At 73.4% G+C, this 19,838-nt stretch carries 19 protein-coding genes; 11 read left to right on the forward strand and 8 right to left on the reverse strand.

Annotated elements, in window-relative coordinates; translation table 11 throughout:
* Window positions 1-105: 105 nt before the first annotated feature.
* The 5 genes from ACSMHG_RS02750 (at window position 106) to ACSMHG_RS02770 (ending at window position 6,604) form a co-directional block, all read left to right on the forward strand.
* Window positions 106-2,127, forward strand: a complete 2,022-nt coding sequence (locus tag ACSMHG_RS02750; protein WP_435741844.1) for an acetyl/propionyl/methylcrotonyl-CoA carboxylase subunit alpha — start codon at window positions 106-108, stop codon at window positions 2,125-2,127.
* A complete protein-coding gene (locus ACSMHG_RS02755) occupies window positions 2,124-3,041 on the forward strand; it encodes a hydroxymethylglutaryl-CoA lyase (protein WP_435741846.1) in 918 nt (305 codons plus the stop codon). The genes ACSMHG_RS02750 and ACSMHG_RS02755 overlap by 4 nt, the downstream gene beginning before the upstream one ends.
* 67 nt (window positions 3,042-3,108) lie before the next feature.
* Window positions 3,109-4,215, forward strand: a complete 1,107-nt coding sequence (locus tag ACSMHG_RS02760; RefSeq protein ID WP_435741847.1) for a hypothetical protein — start codon at window positions 3,109-3,111, stop codon at window positions 4,213-4,215.
* Entirely contained in the window at window positions 4,212-5,393 is a 1,182-nt protein-coding gene (locus ACSMHG_RS02765) for a hypothetical protein (RefSeq protein ID WP_435741848.1), read from the forward strand. Before ACSMHG_RS02760 ends, ACSMHG_RS02765 begins: the two co-directional genes overlap by 4 nt.
* A complete protein-coding gene (locus ACSMHG_RS02770; protein ID WP_435741849.1) occupies window positions 5,390-6,604 on the forward strand; it encodes a hypothetical protein in 1,215 nt (404 codons plus the stop codon). Before ACSMHG_RS02765 ends, ACSMHG_RS02770 begins: the two co-directional genes overlap by 4 nt.
* Here the strand turns inward: ACSMHG_RS02770 and ACSMHG_RS02775 are convergent.
* The gene (locus ACSMHG_RS02775) at window positions 6,565-7,257 is read right to left on the reverse strand and encodes an EcsC family protein (protein WP_435741850.1); all 693 of its coding nucleotides are present in this window, start codon (window positions 7,255-7,257) and stop codon (window positions 6,565-6,567) included. The genes ACSMHG_RS02770 and ACSMHG_RS02775 overlap by 40 nt on opposite strands.
* A 38-nt stretch (window positions 7,258-7,295) precedes the next feature.
* Here ACSMHG_RS02775 and aat point away from each other — a divergent pair, with 38 nt between their 5' ends.
* Both aat and ACSMHG_RS02785 read left to right on the forward strand, forming a co-directional pair.
* Window positions 7,296-8,009 carry a leucyl/phenylalanyl-tRNA--protein transferase gene (gene aat / locus ACSMHG_RS02780; RefSeq protein ID WP_435741851.1) on the forward strand — a complete coding sequence of 238 codons (714 nt, stop codon included), beginning with the start codon at window positions 7,296-7,298 and terminating at the stop codon, window positions 8,007-8,009.
* Between the two features lie 85 nt (window positions 8,010-8,094).
* A complete protein-coding gene (locus ACSMHG_RS02785; RefSeq protein ID WP_435741852.1) occupies window positions 8,095-8,640 on the forward strand; it encodes a hypothetical protein in 546 nt (181 codons plus the stop codon).
* 10 nt (window positions 8,641-8,650) lie between these two features.
* Here ACSMHG_RS02785 and ACSMHG_RS02790 read toward each other — a convergent pair whose 3' ends face one another.
* The 4 genes from ACSMHG_RS02790 to ACSMHG_RS02805 form a co-directional block, all read right to left on the reverse strand.
* Complete coding sequence (locus ACSMHG_RS02790; protein ID WP_435741853.1) at window positions 8,651-8,986, reverse strand: rhodanese-like domain-containing protein; 336 nt, start codon at window positions 8,984-8,986, stop codon at window positions 8,651-8,653.
* Window positions 8,987-9,184: 198 nt separating this feature from the next.
* Window positions 9,185-12,283 (reverse strand): glycosyl hydrolase, encoded by a 3,099-nt coding sequence (locus ACSMHG_RS02795; protein WP_435741929.1) that lies wholly within the window; start codon window positions 12,281-12,283, stop codon window positions 9,185-9,187.
* Window positions 12,284-12,593: 310 nt separating this feature from the next.
* A complete protein-coding gene (locus tag ACSMHG_RS02800; RefSeq protein ID WP_435741854.1) occupies window positions 12,594-13,460 on the reverse strand; it encodes an Fpg/Nei family DNA glycosylase in 867 nt (288 codons plus the stop codon).
* A gap of 22 nt (window positions 13,461-13,482) precedes the next feature.
* Window positions 13,483-13,686: a hypothetical protein gene (locus ACSMHG_RS02805; protein WP_435741855.1), complete on the reverse strand. Its 204-nt coding sequence runs from the start codon at window positions 13,684-13,686 to the stop codon at window positions 13,483-13,485.
* A 103-nt stretch (window positions 13,687-13,789) separates the two neighbouring features.
* Between ACSMHG_RS02805 and ACSMHG_RS02810 the strand changes: the two genes are divergently transcribed.
* From ACSMHG_RS02810 to ACSMHG_RS02825, 4 genes are all read left to right on the forward strand, one after another.
* Window positions 13,790-14,035, forward strand: a complete 246-nt coding sequence (locus tag ACSMHG_RS02810; protein ID WP_435741857.1) for a hypothetical protein — start codon at window positions 13,790-13,792, stop codon at window positions 14,033-14,035.
* Between the two features lie 61 nt (window positions 14,036-14,096).
* Window positions 14,097-15,299, forward strand: coding sequence for an ATP-binding protein (locus tag ACSMHG_RS02815; RefSeq protein WP_435741858.1), 1,203 nt, complete (start codon window positions 14,097-14,099; stop codon window positions 15,297-15,299).
* Window positions 15,300-15,321: 22 nt separating this feature from the next.
* The gene (locus ACSMHG_RS02820) at window positions 15,322-16,104 is read left to right on the forward strand and encodes a glycerophosphodiester phosphodiesterase (protein WP_435741859.1); all 783 of its coding nucleotides are present in this window, start codon (window positions 15,322-15,324) and stop codon (window positions 16,102-16,104) included.
* Window positions 16,105-16,114: 10 nt separating this feature from the next.
* Window positions 16,115-17,053 (forward strand): DUF5926 family protein, encoded by a 939-nt coding sequence (locus ACSMHG_RS02825; protein WP_435741860.1) that lies wholly within the window; start codon window positions 16,115-16,117, stop codon window positions 17,051-17,053.
* A gap of 20 nt (window positions 17,054-17,073) precedes the next feature.
* Here the strand turns inward: ACSMHG_RS02825 and ACSMHG_RS02830 are convergent, their stop codons facing one another.
* From ACSMHG_RS02830 to ACSMHG_RS02840, 3 genes are all read right to left on the reverse strand, one after another.
* A complete protein-coding gene (locus tag ACSMHG_RS02830) occupies window positions 17,074-18,090 on the reverse strand; it encodes an adenylate/guanylate cyclase domain-containing protein (RefSeq protein ID WP_435741861.1) in 1,017 nt (338 codons plus the stop codon).
* Complete coding sequence (locus tag ACSMHG_RS02835; RefSeq protein ID WP_435741862.1) at window positions 18,087-18,455, reverse strand: Crp/Fnr family transcriptional regulator; 369 nt, start codon at window positions 18,453-18,455, stop codon at window positions 18,087-18,089. Before ACSMHG_RS02835 ends, ACSMHG_RS02830 begins: the two co-directional genes overlap by 4 nt.
* Window positions 18,456-18,589: 134 nt before the next feature.
* On the reverse strand, window positions 18,590-19,837 hold the full coding sequence (locus tag ACSMHG_RS02840) for an arginine deiminase (RefSeq protein WP_435741863.1): 1,248 nt from the start codon (window positions 19,835-19,837) through the stop codon (window positions 18,590-18,592).
* Window position 19,838 lies beyond the last annotated feature (1 nt).

Here is a 19,838-nt window from a genome sequence, read left to right on the forward strand (position 1 = left end):
GGAACGAGCGCGGCGGGTGGGGGCGACCGGGTCGAGCAAGCCCTGCGGCCGAGGGACGAGGGCGCAACGGGCGCGTCGAGACCGACCGGCGCAGACGAAGGACACGTGAGGGGAGCGGACATGGTCTCGACAGGCTCGATGGTCTCGACAAGCTCGATGGTCTCGACAAGCTCGACCAGCGGGGGGATCCACACCCTCCTCGTCGCCAACCGCGGCGAGATCGCGCTGCGGGTGATGCGGACCGCGCACCGGATGGGCATCCGGACCGTGGCGATCCACACCGACCTCGACGTCACCGCCCCGCACGTGCGGGCGGCCGACGAGGCCGTGCGGGTCGGCAGCTACCTCGACGTCGACGAGGTCGTCGGCGCCGCGGTGGCGACCGGCGCCGACGCGGTGCACCCCGGCTACGGGTTCCTCTCCGAGCGGTCGGCCTTCGCCGCCGCCCTCGAGGCCGCGGGCGTCACGCTGGTCGGCCCGAGCGCGTCGGTGATGGAGCAGATGGGCCGCAAGGACCGCGCCCGCGACGTCGCCGTCGCCGCCGGCGTGCCGGTCGTGCCGCACTACTCGCTCGAGGACGTGGGCTCGACAGGCTCGACCACCGAGGTCGTCTATCCCGTCCTGGTCAAGGCCGCGGCCGGCGGCGGGGGCAAGGGCATGCGGGTCGTGCACCGCCCCGAGGACCTCGCCGAGGCCAGGGCGGCCGCTGCCCGCGAGGCGGCCAGCGCCTTCGGCGACGACACGCTGCTGGTGGAGAAGTACGTCGAGCGCGGCCGGCACGTCGAGGTCCAGGTCGTCGGCGACACCCACGGCACCGTGCTGCACTTCTTCGAGCGCGACTGCTCGACCCAGCGGCGGCACCAGAAGGTGCTCGAGGAGGCACCCGCCCCCACGATCGATGCCGCGACCCGGGCCCGGATGACCCAAGCGGCGGTCGACCTGGCCGCCCAGGTCGGCTACGTCGGTGCGGGCACCGTCGAGATGCTCCTCGACGCCGACACCGGCGAGTTCTACTTCCTCGAGATGAACACCAGGCTCCAGGTCGAGCACCCGGTCACCGAGGCGGTGGTCCGCGTCGCCGGCGCCCCCGTCGACCTGGTGGAGCTGCAGCTGCGGGTGGCGGCCGGGGAGCCGCTGCCGTTCACCCAGGACGCGGTCACGCTCGCGGGCCACGCGGTCGAGGCGCGCGTCTACGCCGAGGACGCGTTCAGCGGCTTCCTCCCGCAGGCCGGCACCGCCGACCTGGTCCGCTGGCCGGGCGGGCACGGGATCCGCGTCGACCACGCCCTGGAGGACGGGCAGGCCGTCTCCACGGCGTACGACCCCATGCTCGGCAAGGTGATCGCCTGGGGCCCGGACCGCGAGGCCGCCCGCCGGGCGCTGGTGCGCGCCCTCGACGAGACCGCCGTGACCGGGCTGACCACCAACACCGGATTCCTGCGCGCGCTGGTGGCCGGCGGGGAGTTCCGCGACGCCACCATCGACACCGCCTGGCTCGACCGGCACCGGCTCGACGCGCCCGGGCCCGACGAGGCCCGCCTCGTCGCGGCGTGGACGTCGGCGTACCTGCAGGACCCGGCGGTCACCGGCGACCAGGACCCGTTCCGCTCCGACGGCTGGCGGCTCGGGGCACCGCCGGCGCCGGTCGTCGTGGAGCTCGACCGGCCCGTCGTCGTCGACCGGCGCGCCGGCACCGTCGACGGCGTGCCCGTGACCGCGGTGAGCGCCGCCCACCACGTCGTGGTCCTCCAGGTCGACGGCCGGCGCCGGCGCGCGGTCGTCGACGTCCAGGCGCACACCGTGGAGGTGGTCCTCGACGGCCAGCGGCACGTCTTCACCCGGCCCGACGTCCTCGCCGACCACGGCCCCGACCTCGGGGACGGCTCGGTGCTGGCACCGATGCCGGGCACCGTGCTCGAGGTGCGGGTGGCGGAGGGTGCGGAGGTGGCGGCCGGCCAGGTGCTCGGCGTGCTGGAGGCGATGAAGATGGAGATGGCCCTCACCGCGCCGTACGACGGCACGGTCACGGCCGTGGACGCGGTGGCCGGCGGCCAGGTGCCGCTGGGGGCCCGCCTCTTCGAGGTGACGGCGATCGGCTCGGACACTGAGGAGGAGGACCCGGCATGACGCTGCCGGCAAGGGTGACCGTCTACGAGGTCGGCCCGCGCGACGGCCTGCAGAACGAGGCCGGTGCGGTGCCGACCGAGGTGAAGGCCGAGCTGGTCGAGCGGCTGCTCGACGCCGGCCTTCCCGTGGTGGAGGCGACCTCGTTCGTGCACCCGCGCTGGGTGCCGCAGCTGGCCGACGCCGCCGACCTGCTCACCATGCTGGCCGAGCGGATCGGCGACCGGGTCCGCGACCTGCCGGTGCTGGTGCCCAACGACCGCGGCCTCGACCGGGCCCTGGAGCTCGGCTGCCGGCACGTCGCGATCTTCGGCTCGGCCACGGAGTCCTTCGCCCAGCGCAACCTCAACCGCAGCCTCGACGAGCAGTTCGCCATGTTCGAGCCGACGGTGCGCCGGGCCCGGGACGCGGGCCTCCGGGTGCGGGCCTACCTCAGCATGTGCTTCGGCGACCCGTGGGAGGGCGAGGTCCCCGTCGAGCAGGTGGTCGCGGTGGGCCGCCGGCTGCTCGACCTCGGCGCCGAGCAGCTCAGCCTCGGCGACACGATCGGGGTCGGCACCGTGGGCCAGGTCGGTCCGCTGGTGGCGGCGTTCGAGGCGGCCGGCGTGCCCGTCGAGCGGCTGGCGATGCACTTCCACGACACCTACGGCCAGGCGCTGGCGAACACCTACGCCGCCCTCCAGGCCGGCGTCACCACCTTCGACGCGAGCGCGGGCGGGCTCGGCGGCTGCCCGTACGCGCGGAGCGCCACCGGCAACCTCGCCACCGAGGACCTGCTGTGGATGCTGCGCGGCCTCGGCATCGAGACGGGCGTGGACCTCGACGCCGTCGTGGGGACCAGCGCCTGGCTGGCGCGGCACCTCGGGCGGCCGAGCCCCTCGGCCGTCGTGCGGGCCCTCGCCACCGGCGCCTCGTGAGGCCCAGCGTGCGCCGGAGCGCACGCTGGGCGTCACGACGCAGGAGGTCGCTGGCACAATCGGGGCCGTGAGCCCTCGCCGCGTCTACCTCCACATCGGCGCGCCGAAGACGGGCACGACGTACCTGCAGGACCGGCTCACCCTCAACGCCCGGTCCCTCGCCAGGCGCGGCGTCCACTTCCCCACCGGCTCACCGCTGGTGAGCCCGGCGCTCTTCCACTTCCGCGCCGCCCTGGACCTGCTCGACCAGGACTGGGGCGGACCGCGCGGCCACGCGGTGGGTAGCTGGGACGCGCTGGTGCGCAAGGTCCGCAAGCGGTCGGGCAGCGTGATCGTGAGCCACGAGATCCTCGCGCCCGCCACCGCGGCGCAGGTGGCGCGGGCCAAGCGCGAGCTCGGCGGCGACGGCACCGAGCTGCACGTCGTCTACTCCGCCCGCGACCTCGCTCGTCAGGTGCCGGCCGCCTGGCAGGAGAGCATCAAGCAGGGGCGCAAGTGGAGCTACCGGCGCTACCTCGCCCGCGTCCGGGGCGGCCGGCCGTGGTTCGCCCGCGCCTTCGACCTGCCCACCGTCCTGGAGAGCTGGGGCGCCGACCTGCCGCCGGAGCGGGTGCACCTGGTGACGGTCCCGCCCCGGGCCGTCGTGGCGACCCAGCCCGACGCCCTCTGGTTGCGGTTCTGTGCGGCGTTCGGCATCGACCCCGCCTGGGCACCGCGGGACAGCGACCGCACCAACCAGTCGCTCGGCATCGCCGAGACGCAGCTGGTGCGGCAGCTCAACCGGCGGATGGACCGGGCGACCAGGCGCGAGGCCTCCTACGACGAGCTGATCCGCGAGATGCTCGCGCAGGGCGAGCTCGTGGGCCGGACGTCGGCGCCGCTCCGGCTGCCGCCGACGATGCACGACTGGGCCGAGGAGCAGGCCGAGCGCTGGATCACCTGGGCCCGCTCCAGCGGCGTCCACGTCCTCGGCGACCTCGAGGAGCTGCGGCCGGCGCCGGTGCGCGAGGACGAGCCGTGGCACGACCCCGACAAGGTCCCGGCCAAGCAGCAGCTGCAGGCGTCTCTGGACGCCCTCGCCGCGATGACGCGCGAGGCCGCGCGCCGGCAGGACCCCGACCGGCAGCTGGTGCGCAAGGTCCGCACGCACGCGCAGCGGCTGCGGCAGCAGTGAGCGACGCCGCGCGCGGCGAGCGGCGCGCCCGGGCCTGGGTCGTCCACCTCCGCGACGGCGGCACCACGCCGTGGCTGGAGTGGTCGGGCGAGGCCGACGTCGACGGCACCGCCCTGCGGGACGTCTCGCCCGGAGTCCGCTCGGGAGTCCTGCCCGGCGCCCAGCAGCTCGAGCTGCTGCGCCGGCTCAACGCGGCCGGCCCCGTCCCCCCGGCGCTGGCCCAGCAGGTGCTCGGCGCGAGCGCGGCCGGCCGTGGCCAGCCGGACCTCGACCTGGTCGGTGCCGGCGCCGACGCTGCCTTCGGACCACCGCCGGTCGACCCGGCGGCCCTGCCCGCCGACGAGCTGCTGCGGGTCGCGACGTCCCTCCTGGCCGACCGGCTCGCCGCGACGCCCCTCCCGCCCCGGCGCCGGCCCCGTCCGTCTCGGTGGCGCCGCGGCTACCGGCTGGTGGGCGACCGCTGGCTGGCCGACGCGGTGCGCGAGGAGCTGGTCGCGCGGGGCCGCCCCCCGGGTGGACGGCGGGCCGTCGTCCTGGTCCTCGGCACCGACCTGCCCACCATGCTGGCCGACGCCTGGCGCCACCGGGTCACGACGGAGGGTGGCCCGCCCTGGCCCGAGTGGCTGGAGGGGACCGTCGCTCGGGACCGGGTCCCCCCGCGTGTCGACCTGCTCCGGGCCGCCCGCACCTGGGCCGGGCGGGTCGGTCCCGGCCGGGTCCGGCTGGTGCTCGACCCGGCGCACCTGCCCCGCCTCACCGGCACCCGCGGCGCGCTCCCGGCCCCGCCGGCGGTCTCGGCCGACGGCGCAGAGCTGGCCAGGCGGGTCGCGCCGGTGCTGGGCCTGCTGGTGCCGGCCGAGCGGCGGACCGCCCTGCTGCGCCGGGTGCTCGTGCCGCGGCTGGCCGCGGCCGGGGGGGAGCCGCTGGCGGTGCCGGCCCAGCACCACCCGTGGGTACGGCGGCGGGCCGCGGGTCTGCATGCCGAGGTCCGCTCCGCTGGCTACGCTGTCGCCGGCGACCTGGCCACGCTGCTGGCGGGGCCGCAGGGGTCGCTGGACGGTGGCCAGCCGTCCGACGCCGGCGTGCTGCAGGTGGCGCTCCGGCTGCTCCTCGAGCCGACGACCGAACCCCAGGGTCCAGCCCAGAGCCGACCCCTGACCAGCACGGAGGACCGATGAGCGCCCGGGTCCTGCTGCACGTCGGCACGCCGAAGACGGGGACGTCGTACCTGCAGGACGTCCTCTTCCGCAACCGCGAGCGGCTCGCCGACGCCCGTGTCCTCTACCCCGCCGACCGGTTCGACGCGCACTTCCTCGCGGCGCTGGACCTGCTGCGGCTGCCGTGGGGCGGGCTGGAGACCGAGGCCGTCGGTGCGTGGGACCGGCTGGCCGAGCAGGTGCGTGCCCACCGGGGCACCGCGATCGTCAGCCACGAGATCCTCGCGACCGCGTCCCGGGCCCAGGTCGCCCGGGCGCTCGAGTCGCTGGGCCACGGCCGGGGCACGGAGGTGCACCTCGTCGTGTCGGCGCGCGACCTGGTCCGCCAGCTCCCCGCCGAGTGGCAGGAGAACGTCAAGCACCGCAGCACCGTCTCGTACGCGGCCTTCCTCGAGCAGGTGCGCGACCCCGCTCGGAAGGGCCGGATCGCCAGCTGGTTCTGGGCGGTGCAGGAGGTCCCGGACATCCTCGACCGGTGGGGCCGCGACCTGCCCCCCGAGCACGTGCACCTGGTCACCGTCCCGCCGCCCGGTGGCGCGCCCGAGCTGCTCTGGCAGCGGTTCAGCCGCGCCTTCGGTCTCGACGGCGTGGGCCTGGAGCTGCACGCCGAGCGGACCAACCCGTCCCTGGGGGTGCCGGAGACCGCGCTCCTGCGCCGGGTGAACCGGGCCGCCAACCAGCTGGTCGAGCCGGCCGACTACCGGCCGCTCGTCCGCGAGCTCCTCGCCCACCAGACCCTGTCGCGGCGCACCGGCTCGCCGCGGCTCGCGCTGCCCCCTGAGGTGCACCCGTGGGCGCAAGGGGTGGCGCGGTCGTGGGTCGGCGAGCTGGAGCGGTGCGGGTACGACGTCGTCGGCGACCTCGCCGACCTCCTCGGCGGCCCGCCGGCCGCCCGCTGGGTCGACCCGGACCGGCCCCCGGAGAAGCAGGTCGCCGGCGCAGCCGTCGACGCCATCACCGCGCTGCTCCTCGAGAACACCCGGCTCCGGGGCGAGGAGGGCCGGCTGCACCGGGAGCTCGACGAGGCGCGTCGGGCGCTGGACCGGGCCTACCTGCGGCCGTCGTACCGCGTGCGGGAGCGGCTGGTGCGCCGGCTCCAGGGCAGCGGCGCCGGCCGGGCCGCGCTCCGTGCCTACCGGCGGGCGCGGGGCAGGAGCTCGCGGTCGGCGTAGCGCCCGACCCGCCAGGTGGCGTAGCCGTCGGCGCCCATGCCGACGATGCCGCCGACCACCGGCACCCGCCTGCCCACCGTCACCGCGATCCGCTTGCCGGCGACCTTGGTGATCAGCTCGGAGGCGACCTCCGCCGACACGACGCGGTCAAGGTCGGGGTCGTGGGCGGGCGCGGTCGCGAGCGCCATGGGCGGGGCGGGCAGCTTCCGCTTGCGGACCAGCTCGTCGACCTTGTCCTCGCCGAGCAGCGTCACGAGGATCGCGTTGCGCACCCGCGGGTCGTCCAGGTCGTAGCCGCGCAGGTGCGCGATGCAGGCGATCATCCGGCACTGGACCAGTGCCTGGCCCGAGATGTTGGTCGGGATGGTGACCGCGGCGGTGACCAGGCCGCCGACGTTCGTGACGAAGCCGCTCGCACCGGCGTACCGCACGTGGTTCTCGATCACCTCGTGCACGGCCTTCGCGACATCGCCACCCTGCTCGGCCAGCTGCTTCTCCGCCGCCGCGGCGGCCGGCGGCAGTGGGCCCACACCGTTGATCGCGCGGACCAGCGCCTCGCGGACGAACGACGTGGTCAGTCCCGGCGCGAGCTCGGCGATGCGCGGCGCGAGCTGCCTGCCGAGACGTCCGGTGACGGTGCGCTTCACGCTCATGCGCGCCATCGTAGGGACCGCTCGCTAACGTCGGCCGCGTGCCCGTCGAGCCGCCGCCCTCCGCCTGGGGTTTCGGCGACCCGGCGGGCTACGACCCGCTCGACGACCTGGTGGCGATCGGCGCGGACCTCGAGCCCGGCACGCTGCTGGCCGCCTACCGCCACGGGCTCTTCCCGATGCCGTCGGGCTCGCCCGGGGACCCGATGTACTGGTTCTGCCCGGTCCGCCGCGGCGTCCTCCCGCTCGACGGGCTGCGGGTCTCCCGCTCGCTGCGCCGGTCCGCCCGGGACTTCGAGATCCGCGTGGACACCGCGTTCGGCCAGGTGGTGGACGCCTGCGGCGACCCCCGGCGACCGCAGGGTTGGATCGACGCCGACATCCGAGCGGCGTACCTCCGCCTCCACCGGCTGGGGTGGGCGCACTCGGTGGAGGCCTGGTACGACGGCGAGCTGGCCGGCGGCCTCTACGGACTCGCGGTGGGCGGCCTCTTCGCCGGGGAGTCGATGTTCCACCGGCGCACCGACGCCTCGAAGGTCGCCCTGCTCGGCCTCGTCGACCTGCTCCGCGACGAGCACGCTGCCGACCGGCTGCTCGACGTCCAGTGGTCCACGCCCCACCTGGCCTCGCTCGGGGTGGTCGAGGTGCCGCGGGCGACGTACCTGCGCCGGCTGCGGCGGGCGCTCGAGCTCCCGCTGCCCGCAAGGTGGGCCACCGACCGCCCCGGCGCAGCCGCGGGGGAGCCTGGTGCATAGTCCGTGGCAGGCTGGGGACGGTCAAGGCCGTGCCCTCCCGACGGGTGAGGCGCTGCTCCCCGTCCCCGACCCGTGAGGAAAATCCATGAAGCTGCGACGCGCTGCCGTCACCTCCACCCTGCTCCTGCTCGCCCCGCTGGCGGCCTGCGGCGGTGACGAGGAGGCGAGCTCGGCGCCGGAGGACGCGTCGACGGAGGAGTTCTGCGAGGCCTACAACAGCCTCTACGAGTCGCTGATGTCCGCCAGCCCCGCCGAAGGTGAGGACCCGCAGGAGGCTGCCGTCGCGGCCCTCCAGGACTGGGTCGAGCGGATGCAGGAGGTCGGCACTCCCGATGAGCTGCCCGACGACGCGCGTGCGGGCTACGAGCTGATCCTCGACACCGCCTCGGAGATCGACGAGAACTCCTCGATGGAGGACCTCCAGGGGCTCGGCGGCGACCTGAGCGCCGAGGAGCAGGAGCAGGCCACCGCGTTCACCACCTGGGCGCAGGAGGAGTGCCCGATGGAGACGCCGGAGCTCGGCCTGCCCTCGGACGCGCCGACGGACGCGCCGTCGGACACCGCGACGGACACGCCTTCGGACGCGCCCTCCGACACGCCCTCCGACATGACGGAGTCCGAGACGCCCTGAGGCTCGGCCCTCAGACGACGCGTGGCGGCTGGCCGGTCTCGCTGACCATCGGCCGGCCGGCCGCCGCCCAGTCGAGCATCCCGCCGTCGAGGTTGACCGCGTCGTACCCCTGCTGGACGAGGTAGCCGACCGCCTGGGCCGAGCGCCCGCCGACCCGGCAGACCACCAGCGTCTGCCCCTCCGGCAGGTCGGCCAGGCGCTGCGGCAGCTCCATGAGCGGCACGTGCACGGCACCCTCGACGTGCCCGTGCGCCCACTCCACCTGCTCGCGCACGTCGAGCACCGACAGGTGCTCGGGCAGCGGGTCTGGCACGCCGTCGACGGAGACGGTCGGGATCGGGGTCACGGGTTCCTCCGGTCTGAGTGGGTGGCGGCTTCGGCGGACCGGGGAGGATCCCCGGCGCCTGCTGCCCACGATCCTCCCCCGTCACAGGTGATCGGACCACTCAGCGCCCTGCCGAAGCTGGCGGCGCTTGAACGAGGCGGTGGCCCGCCGGGCTGGTCAGGACCAGCTCGACGGGCCACCGTGAGGCAGGGGCGGGCGCTACCGCGTGCCCACCCGCTTGACGGTGTACGGCACGACGCGGACGTCGCCGGTCAGGCCGTAGTCCTGCGCCGGACCTCTGGTGCCGCGGTACTCGCGCTGGAGGAGCCGGTTGGTCAGGGTGGTAGTCACGACGACCTTCACCCGGTTGGTCTTGCCCTTCCGGAGCAGGTCGGAGATGTCGACCCGCAAGGTGCGCAGGTCGAGCCCCGGTGCCTGCTTGCCGTTGACGAAGACCCGCGTCTCACCACCGTTGGTCGAACCGACCTCCAGGTAGGCGCCGTTCTTCGCGTTCCACCTACGAGGCAGGCGGAACCGGTTCTGGTACACACCGACGCCCGAGACGTGGGACATGGACGGGTCGTCCCCGGCGAGCTTGGCCAGCTGCTCGGCCGAGGCCGGCAGGTCCTTCCACGGCAGCAGGTCACTGTTCGGGAAGCGCAGCTCGGTCTTCTTGGTGGTGTAGTACACCTCCGTGGTGACGTGATCGAACTTCTCCTCGGTGTTGACGACGCGCTCGCCCTCGTTCCAGTCCTGCACGGTGATGTCCCACGTCCGCAACGGGATGGCGCGGGGGACGCGGACGGAGGTACGGACCTTTCGACCGTTGCTGAGCGTGGTCGTGTAAGTGCCAGACTTCGTCGCCCGGATGGCCGGCTTGCCCTTGACCTCCACGGCCTCGGCGGCGGTGGTCGACACCGCGTGGAGGTCGCGGCCACGGTCGGCCAGGTTGAGGGCGACGATCTGCGCCTCGCCAGGCTTCAGGGTCAGCTCCACGTTGGTGCGTCCGCGTCGGATCTCGTAGGCCCCCACCGGAGCGACGTCGCCCGTCCAGTCGTCGATGGTGTAGGGCTTGCCGAGGGCGTCCATGGAGAGGTCGAACGTGGTTGCCGGCGCGCCCCGGTCCTTCTCGAACTTGAAGTTGTAGGCAAAGGTGTAGAGGACGTCGTTGGCCTCGTCGAGCCGCGAGATCGTCATGATCTTGTTGTTGGGCTTCTGGTAGCCGACCCGGGGCTCGACGCCCATGTTGTGCAGCGTGGCGAGCGTGTTCGACTGGTTGTGGATCGTCCTCACGTTCGGCAGCGCCTTGATCTGGTCGACGACCGCCTTGAGCTCCTCCGCGTCGTCCCCGAGGAACCGGGTGGTGGAGGCCGCCTCGGCGTGCTCGATCTCCGGACCGTCGTGGGTGCGGATCTCCGAGGTGTTGTTGACGAAGAGGACCGGCAGTCCGTCCTTGGCGATCTCGAGGATCCTCTTGGCCGCCGAGACCTCGAGTGACTCCTGGTAGAGCACCAGGGCCTGGTAGCCAGGACCATCGGGCTGGAGCTCCTCGCTGGTCCACTCGACGTTCTCCTCGTCCTCGAGGAGCTGGGGGGAGAAGTAGTCGTAGGTGTAGCCGGCGTGCTGGAGGGACAGATCCTTCCAGAAGTACGGCTTGTTGTTCATGAAGTAGTTGTTCTCCGCCGGGGTGTTCTCACGGGGCTGGCCGTAGGAGATGAAGGCGTTGTCGGTGCGCAGGATCGCGACGTCGCGACGGGGCTGGCCCTGGCGCAGCACCTTCTGGTTCCGGCCGAGCATCTCGGTCCACTCCGGGTAGAACATGGCAGCCGGCTGTCGGCTGTTGAAGCGATCGGAGAAGAAGGGGTACATGCCCTCGTGTCCCGGCCAGCGGGTGTCTGCCTCGGACCCCTCGATGCCGGAGTACCCGTGGAAGACCGTGCGGTTGACCCCTCCGGCGAACTGGAGGTACGCCAGTCGGGTCCAGTAGTCCATGCCGTAGTAGTAGTTACGGCCGCCGACCGCGCCGGTCTCGCTTGAGAACGGCCGGTCGTACATGTGCGCCCCGCCGAGCATTCCGCGGTAGACGTCGAGGTCGGCGTTGTGCGCGAAACTTTCGGTCTCGATGCCGTCGAGGTACTTCGCCGGCGTGGAGATCTCGAAGGTCATGCCGTAGGACGGCTCGGCGCGGAGCGTCATGCCGAGGCCGTGCAGCCACCTCTGGAGCGGCGCGAGGACGTTCTCCTCGTACAGCTCGCTCATCGTCTGGGCGACGTCGTTGCGAATCTTGCGCAGCGCCGCCTGGTCCTCGGCGTCCGCGACGGCGTAGTCGTACTGCGGCGGCACGTTGGAGTCGTGCCGTCCCTTGTCCCACGTGATGAGCGGGAGGTAGGGGACGACGTCGTAGCCGCGGCGCTTCTCGAACTCCTCGTTGAAGTGGTAGCCCCATAGCGTGCCGCCAGCGCTGTCGCTCTCCAGCTCCAGGGAGTCCATGTAGAGCTCGCCACGCCCGCTGCGGCGGATCAGCTCCTTCAACTCCGGGGTGAGCACGACCTCCTCCCAGTAGTCCTTCATGGCGTCGATGCCGTACGGATCGAGGTAGTTGACGGTGTAGTTCTTGCTGACCGACGGGTCGGCGGTCTGGCCGCTCCCGTGCAACCAGTACGCGAACAGGCCGTACCGGCCGTCGGCCGGCGCGGTCCAGTCGAGCCGGTGCTCGCCGCCGGTCGACACGACCTTGTCGGAGAGGTCGACGAGGGAGTCGAAGTCCAGCGTGCCGGTGCCTGTTCCCTCGCCGTACTGGTGGTCCTGCCCGCTCTCGGGGCGCACCTCGGTCAACTTGGCGGCGACGACGCCCTGGAACACGAACTCCTCGGCCTCGGCGGCGTGCTCCGAGGGCACTGGGCGGGGCAGGGCCCCGCGGAAGGACTCGCCGGAGCCGAGGACGACGGTGGCGTAGTCGATCTCCTTGGAGGCGCCCTTGTTGTCGAGGTCGAACTCCTCACCCTCCCAGGTATAGGTGTCGGGCAGGTTCGCCGACGCCCAGTGCGTACCGCTCGTGAGACTGAAGCCCAGTCCGCGCCTGGTCGCCTCCTCCATGACCAGCTGTGAGTCGTGGGTCCACTCCTCGGAGCCCCACCCGTAGATCTTGTCGTCGGCGCCCGGCTCGGGCATGGCGAGGAACTCCGCCGCACCGAAGCCCGAGTCGGCGATCTCGTCGATGTTCTTGCGCAGGGTGGCGTCGGTGTTGAGGCCTTCGGCCAGCCACCACCGGACGTCGGGCCGGTACTCGGCCTCGATGTCGTCGTAGAGGGCCTCCATCTTCTTCACGAAGGGATCCCTCGAGCCACCGGGCCGCTCGACGGCAGCAGCGGACGTCGACAACTGGGTCAGGGGAACCAGAAGTGGCACGGAGAGCAGTGCCACCAATCTGCGATTCATTATGTGCTCCTCGGGTCGTTCGCCCCGCGGTTCCGGACGGGTCCCCGAGTGACGCGGACGACCGTTTGGTGAAGGGGATTCGCGGAGTGAATCGTTTCACAGCAGGACGTGATCGACGTTACATTGCCGACGCATCCGGTCACAAGAGGTCCCGAGGCGGGGACGACCGCCCGACGGAGTCGCGCGCTCGTTACTTGAGTAGCTTGGACAGTCGCCGGTCGGCGAGCGGCTTTCCGCCGGTCTGGCAGGTGGCGCAGTACTGCAGGCTGGAGTCGGCGAAGGACACCTCGCGGACCACGTCCCCACAGTTCGGGCACGCCTCGCCGGTACGGCCGTGGACGGCGAGGTGCGACTTCTTCTCGCCCTTCAGCTCGCTGGCCGCCAGCCCGCGGGAGCGGTCGACGGCGGCCCCGATGGTGCCGCGCAGCGCGTCGTAGAGACCCTGGAGCTCTTCGCCCTCGATCGAGCTCGCCGGCTTGTACGGCGACATGCGGGCCGCGTGCAGGATCTCGTCGGAGTAGGCGTTGCCGATGCCGGCGATCGTGCCCTGGTGCCGCAGGACCCCCTTGATCTGCTTGCGGCCCTCCCGCTGCAGGATCTCGCCGAGCCGCTGAGGCGTGAAGTCGTCGGTGAGCGGGTCGGGCCCCAGCGAGGCGATGCCCGGCACGTCGAGCGGGTCGCGCACGACGTACATCGCCAGGCTCTTGCGGGTGCCGGCCTCGGTGATGTCGAGGCCGGAGGAGTCGTCGAGGACGACGCGGACCGCGAGGGTCGACTTGCTGCTCGGCTTGGGCGGGATGCTCGGCACCTCGTCGCGCCAGCGCACCCAGCCGGCGCGCGCGAGGTGGAGGACCAGGTGGATGCCGGAGCAGTCGAGGTCGAGGAACTTCCCGTGCCGGGTCACGTCGTCGACGAGCGTGCCCTCGAGTGCCGACAGGGGCGGGTCGAAGGTCTTCAGCGCGCTGAACGCCGCGACGTGGACCTTGACGACCGCGCGACCGTCGAGCCGGCCTCTGAGGTCGAGGGCCAGCGCTTCCACCTCGGGCAGCTCGGGCACGGCACGAGCCTAGCCGCCGGGCTCAGAGCAGCAGTGCGAGCGCGAGGACGATCGTGCACACCAGCCCGACCAGCCCCAGCCCCAGCGCGAACCAGGCGGCGATGAACATCGTCCGGGTGTGGTCGATGTCGCCGGAGCGGTACGCCGCCATCCGGAACAGGCCGACCGGCAGCGCACCCAGCGTCACGATCAGGGCGACGCCGAGCGCGATCTCGAGCGGGGTCATCGGCACGGTGTGCCCGGTATGCCGGCGGGGTCCCCGGCATACCCCGTGCCGGACCGCTGGCACACCCGTGACAAGGGTGGGGTGGGAGGAGCACCATGGGCAGGTGTCCGCCGCGCGACCGCTGCCGACCTCGGGCTCGATCCACCTCGACGCCCGTGGAGGCGACCGCGCCCTGCGCGTCTCCTGGCACCACGAGTCGGGCCTGGTCGTGCTGTCGCTGTGGCGCGAGAACGTCTGTGCCGGCTCGTTCCGGCTGGAGGTGAACGAGGTTCCTGAGCTGATCGAGGCGCTGCGCGCCGGCCTCGACCACCAGTACGACGTCGCGCTCGGCCGCCGCTCGGCCGGCTGAGGGCCGGCGCGCCGTCTAGCAGATCCGCTAGACGCGCCGATATCACCGATACGGTCGGCGGGTGGACCCGGTCCGGAACCCGTACGCCCCCGGCGCCGGCCAGCGCCCGCCCGAGCTCGCCGGCCGCGACCGCGAGCTCGGCCAGTTCGAGGTCACCCTGGAGCGGGTCGCCAGCGGCCGGCCCGAGCGGAGCATGGTCCTCTCCGGACTGCGCGGGGTCGGCAAGACCGTCCTGCTCAACGCGCTGCGCAGCCAGGCGGTCCAGCGCGCGTGGGGGACCGGGAAGATCGAGGCACGCCCCGACCGCAGCATCCGGATCCCGGTGGCCCAGGCGGTGCATGCCGCGGTCCGGGAGGTCGCCCACCGCCACCGTGACCCCGACCGGGTCGACGCCGTCGCCGGCGTGCTCAAGGCGTACGCCGTCCGCACCACGCTGCCCGACCGCAAGGGGTTCGCCTGGACGCCGCCGGTCGACGTGCCCGCCACCCGGGGCCGCGCCGACTCCGGCGACCTCGAGCTGGACCTCCTCGAGCTCTTCACCGACGTCGGCAGCCTCGCCGGGGACCTGGGCGTCGGCATCGCGCTCTTCGTCGACGAGATGCAGGACATCCCCGCCGACGAGCTCGCCGCCCTCTGCGGCGCGGTCCACGAGATCAGCCAGCAGGGCGCGCCGCTGGTCGTGGTGGGCGCCGGCCTTCCGCACCTGCCGGTGGCGCTCGCCGCGTCGAAGTCCTACGCCGAGCGGCTCTTCCGCTACGTCGCTGTCGACCGGCTGCCGCGGGAGATGGCCGACCGCGCCTGGCGGGTGCCGGCGGCGGGCGAGGGCGTGGAGTTCGAGGCCGACGCGCTGGACGAGCTCTACCGGCTCACCGACGGCTACCCGTACTTCGTCCAGGCCTACGGCAAGGTCGTGTGGGACACGGCCGTCGGCACGCCAGTCACGCTCGAGGACGTCGCCGAGGCGGCGCCGCTGGCCGAGGCGGAGCTGGCGATCGGCTTCTTCGGCGCCCGCTACGAGCGCGCCACCCCCGCCGAGCGCGACTACATGACCGCGATGGCCGACCTCGGCGCGGACGGGGCAGCCGGGGTGGCCGGCGACGGGCCGGTGCCGACCGCCGAGGTGGCCCGCCACCTCGGGCGCAAGCCGCAGTCGCTGTCACCGGCGCGCGACGGGCTGATCAAGAAGGGCCTGGTCTACTCGGGCGAGCGTGGATCGGTCGCCTTCACCGTGCCGCACTTCGGCAAGTTCCTCCGCGCCCGGTGAGGCGGTGCGGCACGATCGTGCCGTGACCCGTCCGCAGGTCGTCGCCCACCGGGGCGCGAGCGAGGAGAACGCCGAGCACACCCTGGGCGCCTACCTCGCCGCCCTCGACGCAGGCGCCGAGGCGCTGGAGTGCGACGTGCGGCTCACCGCCGACGGGCACCTGGTGTGCGTCCACGACCGCGACCTGCGCCGCACCGCCAGCCGCCGCGGGACCGTGTCGACCATGGAGCTCGCCGACCTCGCCGAGCTCGACTTCGCCAGCTGGAAGAACCCCTGGGCCGACCTCGACGACGAGGCGCCCGACCGCGACGTCGAGCACGACCGGGTGCTCACGCTGCGGCGGCTGTGCGAGGTCGTCGCCGACCACGAGCGCCGGGTGGAGATCGCGATCGAGACCAAGCACCCGACGCGGTACGGCGGCCTCGTGGAGCGCCGGCTCGTCGAGACCCTGCGCGGCTTCGGCTGGGACCGGCCGGGCTCGCCAGCCCGCGTGATGAGCTTCAGCCCCACCGCGCTGCGCCGGGTCGAGCGGCTGGCGCCGGCCGTCGGGCTGGTGATGCTGCTCGACCGGCCGCGCAGCTGGCCCGGGCTGCGCCGGCTGATCGGCCCCGACTGGCGGGTGGGGCCGGGCATCGACCAGCTCACCGCCGAGCCTCGCCTCGGCCCGCGGATCGCGCGCTCGGGCCACGCCCTGCACGTGTGGACGGTCAACACCCGCAGCCAGTTGGACCTGTGCCTCGAGCTCGGCGTGGAGGCCGTCATCACCGACCGCCCGGCGTACGTGCTCGACCAGCTCGACGCCTAGAGTCGGCTCCATGGCGAAGAAGTCCCGCACCAAGGCCCGCAGCGCAGCACCCCTCGCCGAGGGCGAGGTCGGCCCGCGCCAGCCGTGCCCTTGCGGGTCGGGGAAGCGCTACAAGGCCTGCCACGGCGCGCCGGGCGGTGCCGCGACGCCATACGTCGCCCGCCCGTTCGCCGGCCTGCCCTCGGAGTGCGACATCGTCGCCATGCGCGAGCTGGTGCCCGCCGCCACCGCGCCGCTGACGCTCAAGGACCACCCGGACCGGACGGTGGTCCTCGCCTCCCTGCTCCCGGGCGCCGCGCCGGCCATGGCCCGGGAGAGCGGCCAGGTGTGGCTGGGCCTCCAGGTGCAGCACCACTTCGGTGACCCCTCGCGCGACCTCGCGGCCGCGCTCGAGCGCGCCCTCGCGGCGGACGAGCCGGGGATCATCGGGCTCACCGACCCGCCTGCCACCGGCCCGCGGCTCCAGGACCTCGTCGTCGGCGACGAGCTGGACGTGACGGTGCACGAGGGCTTCGAGTACTGGCTGGCCGACCTCGAGGACACCTCCGGCATGGAGACCGCGCTGGAGCAGGCGAACGCCGCCGCCTCGCCGACGGCCCGGCTGACCGGAGTCGGCGCGGCGTACTGGACCAACGTCGGCACCAAGGAGCACCTGCGCTGGGTGATGCCCGAGCCCGAGGACCAGCTCCTCGACGCGCTCGCGCGGCTGCACGCGGCCGGCAAGGACGTGCTCGTGCCGGAGTCGCGCCTGGTCGGCATGTTCCGGGCCCACGGGCTGCTCGCCCCGGTGTGGGACCTCGCGGTCGGGACCGGCCCGGAGGCCCTCGAGGAGCCGGCCGACCGCTTCGCCCGGGACCTCGCCGAGGCGCTCGCGGACACCTCCGACCTGACGTCGGAGGAGCGCTCGGCACGCTCGGGCCTGGCCAACCGCCAGGTGACGATCCGCTAGTACCGGCGCAGGCGCTGGGCTCAGTAGCGGCGCAGCCGCCAGGACTGCAGTCGGGCGTAGCCCTTGACCGAGGCCCGCCGGACCCGTCGGAACGAGTACGCCGCGCGCGGCTCGCCGTCGGCCTCCTCGTCCTCCGCGGGCTCCTCGCTGCCCACCGTCCGCCCGGAGAGCGCCTCGTACGCGCCGCGGTCTACCAGGACCGTGCCGGGTCGGGCGAGCGAGGTGAGCCGGGCCGCGATGTTGACCGTCGGGCCGTAGACGTCACCGAGCCGGTTGACCACATCGCCGTACGCCACGCCGGCTCGGACGTGCGGGAACGCATCCTCCTCGTCGGCGCCACGGGCCACCATCTCCAGCGCCATCTCGGCACCGGCGACCGGGTCGTCGGCGACCACGAGCACCTCGTCGCCGATGTTCTTGATGATCCGTCCGCCGTGGTCGGCCGCGATGTCGGCGCAGATGTCCTCGAAGTCCTCGAGCCAGGCGACCAGCCCGGCCTCGTCCAGCGACTTGCTGCGCGAGGTGTAGCCGACGATGTCGACGAAGACCACGGCCTGCGGCACGGCCGGGGAGCCGGGCGAGTCGACGACGAGCAGCCGGCTCCCCGCGCTGGCCAGGTGGCGGCGCCAGACGTAGGCCTGCAGCGCCTCGACCCGGGGGAGGACGGTCTCGGCGAGCTCGGTGAGCTCCGCCGCCGGGTCGCTCGCCCCGCTCTCGAGGGCCAGGTCGGCCAGGAGCGACGTCTGCCACTCGGCGAGGCGGGCGAAGCTGCGCCCCCAGGTGCGCACCAGCGCCGCCTGCCGCTCCTCCCCGAGGATGCCGAGCTCGATCAGCTCGCTGCTCTGCCGCAGCGCGTCGACGTCGAGCTGGGTGAAGGCGACGTCGGTGTTCGAGGCGTGGGGGAAGCCGAGCCAGCGCCACAGCTGCTCGGCGACCTCCAGCGGTACGCCGGCCGCCTCGGCCACCTGCACGCGGGTGAGCCGGGGTGTCCCCTCCAGCAGGTAGGCCTCGACGGCCGCCGCCGGGTCGGGGGTCACGACAACCGCGACTCGACCACCGCGTCGAGGGCCTCGCGGAAGCGGGGCATCTCCTGGCGCAGCTTCTCGACCGCCTCGGCCGTGAAGTGGATCAGCTCGAGCGGGGTCAGCGCCACGATCGTGGCGGTGCGCAGCGAGTGGCCGACGATGGCCTTCTCGCCCATGATGTCGCCAGGACCGAGCTGGGCGATCTCCTCCTTGCCGCGACGCACGGAGACCCGGCCGTCGAGCAGGATGTAGGCCTTGTCGGCCGGCGTCCGTTCCGAGATGGGCGACCAGCCCTCGGGGAGGTGCACGCGGGTGCCGGCCGCACTGATGCGGGCGACCTCCTGCGGAGTGAAGTTCTCGAAGAACGAGACGCTCATGTCGTTCCTTCCTCACCGCGAACGGTGCGACGGGCCCCTCCCGCGGGCGATCCTCGCAGACGCCTGCCGGGGTGGGAAGGCGGGCGGCCCCCACGTGCGCGGGATCACCGTCCGGGGCTCCGCGCCGGGATGGGTCAGACGGCCAGCGGGTCGCGGCTGACCGGGCAGCTCATGCACCTCGGACCGCCGCGCCCCGAGCCGAGCTCCGAGCCGGCGATCCGGACGACCTCGATCCCGGCCGCCTCCAGCCGGTCGTTGGTCTCGACGTTGCGCTCGTAGGCGACCGCCACGCGGGGGGCGAGGGCGAGGGTGTTGTTCCCGTCGTCCCACTGCTCCCGCTCGGCGGTGACCGGGTCGAGGCCGGTGTCGATCTGGTGCAGCGCGTCGATCCCCATCGCCTTGGCCGCCGCGACCAGGAAGGGCTCCGCCTCGGCCACCTGCAGCCGCATCTCGCCGGGGTCGGCGTGCGCCTCGGCCGGGTCGGCCAGCGTGACGGCATGTGCCCGCAGGGAGTCCGCGACGTTCGGGTACATGATGATCTTGTCGACGTCGACCATCGTGCAGACCGTGTCGAGGTGCATGGTCGCCCGCTCCTGGGTGATCGGCACCGCCAGGACCGTGTGGGCGAGTCCGGCGTGGAAGACCTGGCGGGCCAGCCGCTCGACGCCCGCCGGCGTGGTCCGCTCGCCGACCCCGACGGCCAGCACGCCCGGCGCCAGGAGCAGGACGTCGCCGCCCTCGACGTACTCGTGGTGCCACCCGTGGATCTTCATGGTGCCGCGGAAGCGCGGGTGCTCGCTGTAGACGAGATCGGTCAGCTGGGTCTCCCGCTTGCGGGCGGGCATCGCGAGGGCGGTGACGGCGACCCGGTCGCGCACCCAGACGCTGGAGTCGCGGGTGAAGAGCAGGTTGGGCAGCGGGTCGACGAGGAAGTCGTCACTGGCCAGCAGCGAGGTGACCAGACCGAAGCCGCCGCGGACCTCGTCGTTGCGGATGCCGGCCGTGAGGTAGCCGGTCAGCTCCTCGGGCGAGGCGTCGGCCAGGAAGCGGCCGAGGTAGGAGCGCATGGTGTCGCCGAGGTGCAGCCCGGAGAGCGCCGAGGTGATCGCGTGGTTGCGCGCCACCTCGCTCTCCAGCGCCTCGGTGAGCAGCTCGGTCAGGTAGAGGACCTCGACGTCGCGCTCGCGCAGCGCCTCGGCGAAGGCATCGTGCTCCTCCTGCGCCCGGGCCACCCACGGGATGCCGTCGAAGAGCAGCTTGTCGTTGTTGCGGGGGGTGAGCCGCTTCAGCTCGGGCCCGGGGCGGTGGAGCACCACGGTCCGCAGCCGGCCGACCTCGCTGTCCGCACCGTGCGGTCTCCCGGCGGTCGTGGTGGACGTCATG

The organism is Nocardioides ureilyticus (assembly GCF_051280745.1).
Classification (GTDB): Bacteria; Actinomycetota; Actinomycetes; order Propionibacteriales; family Nocardioidaceae; genus Nocardioides.